Here is a 5,360-nt window from a genome sequence, read left to right as displayed (position 1 = left end):
GCCACAGACGCTGGATGAGTGGCTGAAGAAGACCAAGTTCGACAGCGACAGCGTGCCGGGTCCCGAGCAAAGTGGCGGACAAGCTGAAGGCGTTGGAACGTTAGAACCGCGAGTTGTGCCAGGCCAACGAGATCCTACGCAAGGCGTCCGCGTATTTTGCTTAGGCGGAGCTCGACCGCTCGTTTGGCGTAATCACCTTTATCGACGTACGAGCGCGACGCGCAGCTACGGGATCTGATGCACCTTCCGGGCCGTGCGCAGCGGGATCGGGCTCTCAAGCCTGAAAATCGCTCGCGTGTTCGCCGAGAACTTTGCAGTCTATTGGGTGTGCGCAAGGTATAGCGACGGATGATGCGGGGAAGCTTTCCGGTTGCCTCTGCGCCATCGAGCGGCTGATACGCAAGATGAGCTTGGTAGGCGTGATCAGGGACAAGCCGGTTCGCACGACGATCAGTGACAAAGCTACACTGTGCCTGCTGGATCACGTCAACCGCAGATTCTATGCACCAGCACCGAACATGCGCGGGTGTCGGCCTTCACCTACGTTGCGACCCTCCTCGATCCGGCACAAAGCTTGCCCGGCCGTGTCATTCCCTAGATGATCAAGAGCCCAGAAACCGCTTCTAAATGTCGTAATAGATGCCGGCTCGCTAATCTGAAGCTACATAGCGAACTCTACAATCGCATGCGTTCGCCTCTGTCCTACGTCCACACAAAGGCACATATAGTCCTATGCAGCACTGGAGATGTTCAAAGATTCAATTACTTTTCAAAGATACTCATCGTAGAATAACTATTTTATCATCTTTCTGACGAAAGATTGTACTAACATCAGGCAAAACTTCACATTCAATGATGTTTTAACGAATCCTCATACAACTGCTCCTCGGGTTATGGCTATGTTCGCTTCGGTGGTCAAAGCGCTGATTGCGTGTAGCTAAGCAAGCCTGCAGACTTTATGAACACGCAATGCCGTCGTAAAGCCTTAGTCGAGAAACTAATTTGTCTACCCAAGAAACCAGTCATACAGTCCGGCTTACGGCATTAGTCTGTGCGTCCGTAAAACGGGCGCCGTTTCGTGGCGGGGATGGTCGGCGGCATCTCTATGGCCGTCAGGGTCGGCCTGGAATTGGATTAGGCAGTCTGATGGATTATCCCAAGGGCGCGTAGCGTCCGCACACGCTTATATTAACAAGTTCGCAGCGCTTGAGACGCATAAACGAGCGTGACCGCATCTTATCAAAGAGAAAAATTAATGATTCTTTGGACACTCGCACAAGCGATTAAAAAGCGTCGGCACACTCTCAGGCTAACGCTTGAGGAACGGGAGATGCGAAACCTAGATCGCTTCAGGCAGCTTGCCTCTTTTGTAAAAGAAAACTCTCCATGGTATAGGCGCATTATGGAGGAAAACCATATTGATCCTGCCAGATGCCGCCCAGAGGACTTTCCTGTTCTCACATCGGCAATGCTTCGAGAGAACTTTGATGAAATCGTAACCGATCGGTCGATTACAAAAAGCGGACTAGAGGCGTTCATAAAGACCTCTCCGTCGTCAAAAAGCTTGTATCTAGGCAAGTATCATGTCGTTTTGTCATCGGGTTCAAGCGGCGTTCCAGGTATGTACGTCCACACGACAGATGAGGTAATTAATGGCATGAGTTATGGTGCGCTGCACCGTAAAATAAAGTTACGAACGCGTACGTCTTTTATAGGCCCTGTCGATACGCACGACATGGGTGCTGCCGTGATGGGTTTGATGAGTAATTGGCCTCAGAGGCTACTTTTTAATACGCGCAATTTCAATATTGCCATGCCTTGGCCACAGGTAATTGCCGGACTAAATGAACATCAGCCGAAAATCGTAAGTGCATACAAACATTACCTGATGGTTTTAGCGGATGAGGCGCGCGCGGGGCGTTTAAAAATTCGGCCAATTCTTCTCGAATCCGGAGGAGAGCCATTGTTCCCACATGAGCGAGAAATCTTGAGGTCCACGTTTGAATGCGAAATCGCAAATTCATACGGTTCATCCGAGGTAAATCTTATGGGAGTTGCTCTAAACGATTGGGATAGCATCTACCTTTTCGAAGATGACCTGATATTTGAAATTGGTTCTGAATCAACTTGTGTTACTAACCTATTCAACAGATCTATGCCACTGATCCGGTATAGCTTTGATGATATCTTGATCCCCACCAATGTTCCGCACCCGCGAATGCCCTTTAGAAGCGTTTCGGAACGGATAGGGCGATCTCAAGAACTTATTTCGTTTGAAACCGGCGACGGGGATGCGCGTCAGTTTCGCACAGTTTTTTTCGATGATGGTGTCGACCTTAGCGGTGTGAAGCGCATACAGTTCCAGAAGGAAGATGCCGAAACCCTTGTAGTGCGCGTTACCTTTGTTGAAGAGGCAGAATTAAAAAAACTAAGCGGTACTAATTCTAGAACCGAAAAGCTCCGACAATTAATCGTATCAATTCGCCGGCATCTGGACGACAATCAGCTAGAAAGCGTGAAATTGAAAATTTCGGAAGCGAACGAGGGGAAGGTCAAACCCGAATCAAGGATCGTTAGGAGCGGTAGAAAAGAAAAACTAGTGCTTCGTTGACGAAGCACAAACGCGGTAGTTTAGGTACCGTTCAGTGACGACGTGGGTATTCCTGCTATATCTGCGCTGGCTTCGGGCGGTTGATCGCCCCTGATGCCGACACGCTAACGGACCTCGATCGCGCTGCACGTTTCTGTACCTTCAGCACTTCGCGTCCGGTGGTAAGGTCATAAGACAAATTGGCAACAGCTTCGTGCGTGCCGACTTCGAACGCCTAGCTAACCAACTGGGGTCGGTCGCCGACAAGTTCATACGTCGATTAACAACGCGCCTGCCGCCCGCACCGTGCTCGCCCGCTTTGGCCTCTCGACATCGAGACCTATACCGTCGGCGTGGCTAGCGTCGGCACGAGGAAGCGCATCGGCAAACTCATCGCCTGAAAATAGAAACGATGGCGGTATCGGCTAGCACTGCTTTGGCCGGTTAAAGGAACCAGCTGAAGTCGCCGTTAATTCCTGTTTGTCAGTGTAGGCTGACGGACGAACGACGATAACGTTGGATGAGAGCTGGCGGATCGATCTGGAGCGATGGCTGGCACCATTTTTGGCGGGGCTGTCGCATCCGGCATGACGCAGGATGTGGCCCGCAGTACAGCGCCGGTCGATTGGTCCTGGCGACCGCAAAAGCGTGCAGCCGATAGCCGCCCGGGGGCGGCGAAGCTGGCTACGATCCGCTTCATCATTTCGTGGCAGCAGGGATATGGGACAGCGCTCCGCTCCAAGCTGCGCTGCTGAAGTAAGACGACCGGCTCGTTAGCGGCACCGGTGCATTCCTCGTCATCGATGACACGACGATGCGGAAGAAGGGCGGTCACTTCGTCGGCGTGGCGCCGCAATATGCATCGTCGCTCAGCAAGAACGCACTGTCAGACGCTGGTCTCGGTGACGCTGGCATCACACGAGGTGCTAGTGATGGTTGGCCTTTGCTTGTTGCCGGAAAGCTGGACCAGCGATCCTGAGCGCATGGCGAAGGTCAAGGTACTCGATGACCGTCAGGTCGTCCTCACCAAACCGGAGATCGCAATAGAGGAGATCGGCCGGATCAGAGCTGCCGGTACGCGCTTTGGCTGCGTGCTGGCAGACGACTGATACGGCATGAGTGCGCCGTTCCACCAGGCGCTGAGCGAACGCTGCTTGTCATGGGCGGTTGGCATCCCCGCTGGACAGAAGGTGTACCCCGCTGATGTCGCCATGATCTTCCCGGTTGCAGGGCATGGGCGCCCCCGACAGCACCACATTCCCGACAGCAAATCCGTTGCCGCGGAGAAGGTGCTGGCAGAGCAGCTGTGGAAGCAGGTGAGTTGGCGACGCGGCGGTGACCGCGCGTTTTGCTGCCCGTCGTTTTCGCGTGGCAGACGGTCCGACCCAGCGCATTCGCGATATGGGCGCTCAGCACCTGCCAGGCGAGGAAGTTTGGCTGGTCGGCGAGCATCGCTCGACCGGCGAGCGCAAATACTACCTCTCAACCTACGCGCCGATACGCCGATCAGAATGCAGCGATCGCTTTTTAAATCCGTCACATCCTCAGCAATCCGGTAACGTCGAAGAATCGTGCACCGATTTCATGATACCGCGGAGCCGTCCTCCGCGACGCTGAATCATTCGCGTTCAAATATAATGGCGTTTATGAGCGCTCGCGCTAGGTAGCTACATGAGCCGCGATCGCCTCAACTCTTTGCTATTTATCTTCACTCTGTCAGGTGCGGCAGCGCTAAGCCGTTTGTGCATGCCGTCGATCTCCTCTCGTCTACAAATTGCGGCTTTCTGCTTTTTGGTCTTCGGGATTGAATGGTTCATAAAACCGGAGTTTGGAAAGAAGCCGAGCGTGATGGTGGCGCTGCTAACCTGCGCGTGCTCGACCGCCGCGATTTTGCTTGTCCGGTGGCATACGGAGGGCTTGTGCCCGCACACTTGGCCCCAATGCACTGATCCGATCTACGCCGTTCGAAAATCTTGGGGTATTTAAAGGCTTTGTTGCAATCTGGGCAGCGGTTGCCTGCATCGTCTTGCGGTTAAAGGCGCGTCGAAGCAATCCTCCGCGCATTTCCTCATAGCTTTAAATAGCTCGTGCTTCTCGGCACGCCATGGTTAGCCAGCGATGCTCAAGCGAAGCGCGGTGGAGGCGGTTTCTGTCGTGTCCGCTATCCAGCCTTATTGTCCTGAGCTACCACGGCAGCTTCAGCGATGCTTTGAACTTCACCAGCCTCCACATGGAAGTTCTCAGCGGTCAGATCCTCCGCAGCTTTAAACAGGGCGTCCTCAATGGCTTGAGCGGTCTTCGGCTCTGCATGTGAGACGATCGTGTGAACCAACGTCTGCAGCACGGTCTTGATGGCCAAGTCCACAATACGTCTCCTTAGTTAAGTGGTTTGGATACCGATGCGTTGGAGGTGTTCTCCGCCGCGCGGCATCATCAGTATGCCTCGAGCACTACGTCCAGCAGATGCTGTTTATCTCTCTATATTCACCTGACTTCAACCCGAACGGAAATGCTTTTGTAACTCTTAGACATTGTTTTTTGCGCTCGCTGGTCGGGCGATGTTCCTCTTACGACTAATCTTTTTCGCTTGGCTGGTGCTGAATGCCCAAGTTGCGAATGCGCCGGGTCGGACGATCAGCCCCGCAAACGCTCACCGTAGCGACGGTCGCAGTCAACGATAGCTCGGCGGACGTTCGCCTCAGGTCTGCGCAGCTAGCCTCATCACAGGTTAAAAGATAGCTTCGTCGGTGAAGGTCCACGGATCGAGCAG

At 53.6% G+C, this 5,360-nt stretch carries 2 protein-coding genes and 1 pseudogene; 2 read left to right on the top strand and 1 reads right to left on the bottom strand.

From position 1 onward, the window contains the following. Positions 1-1,225: 1,225 nt before the first annotated feature. Entirely contained in the window at positions 1,226-2,611 is a 1,386-nt protein-coding gene (locus L8F97_RS22265) for a hypothetical protein (RefSeq protein ID WP_242154909.1), read from the top strand. Between the two features lie 489 nt (positions 2,612-3,100). Continuing rightward, positions 3,101-4,075, top strand: a pseudogene (locus L8F97_RS23110) (IS701 family transposase); the annotation flags it as partial. A 676-nt stretch (positions 4,076-4,751) separates the two neighbouring features. On the opposite strand, the gene L8F97_RS22250 reads toward L8F97_RS23110, so the two are convergent. Beyond that, positions 4,752-4,955: a hypothetical protein gene (locus tag L8F97_RS22250; protein ID WP_242154908.1), complete on the bottom strand. Its 204-nt coding sequence runs from the start codon at positions 4,953-4,955 to the stop codon at positions 4,752-4,754. Between the last annotated feature and the right edge of the window lie 405 nt (positions 4,956-5,360).

The sequence above is a fragment of the Sphingomonas sp. BAUL-RG-20F-R05-02 genome (genome assembly GCF_022662305.1).
Classification (GTDB): Bacteria; Pseudomonadota; Alphaproteobacteria; order Sphingomonadales; family Sphingomonadaceae; genus Sphingomonas.
The sequence above is the reverse complement of the archived record's forward strand: the minus strand, read 5'-3'. Positions and strand labels throughout refer to the sequence as shown.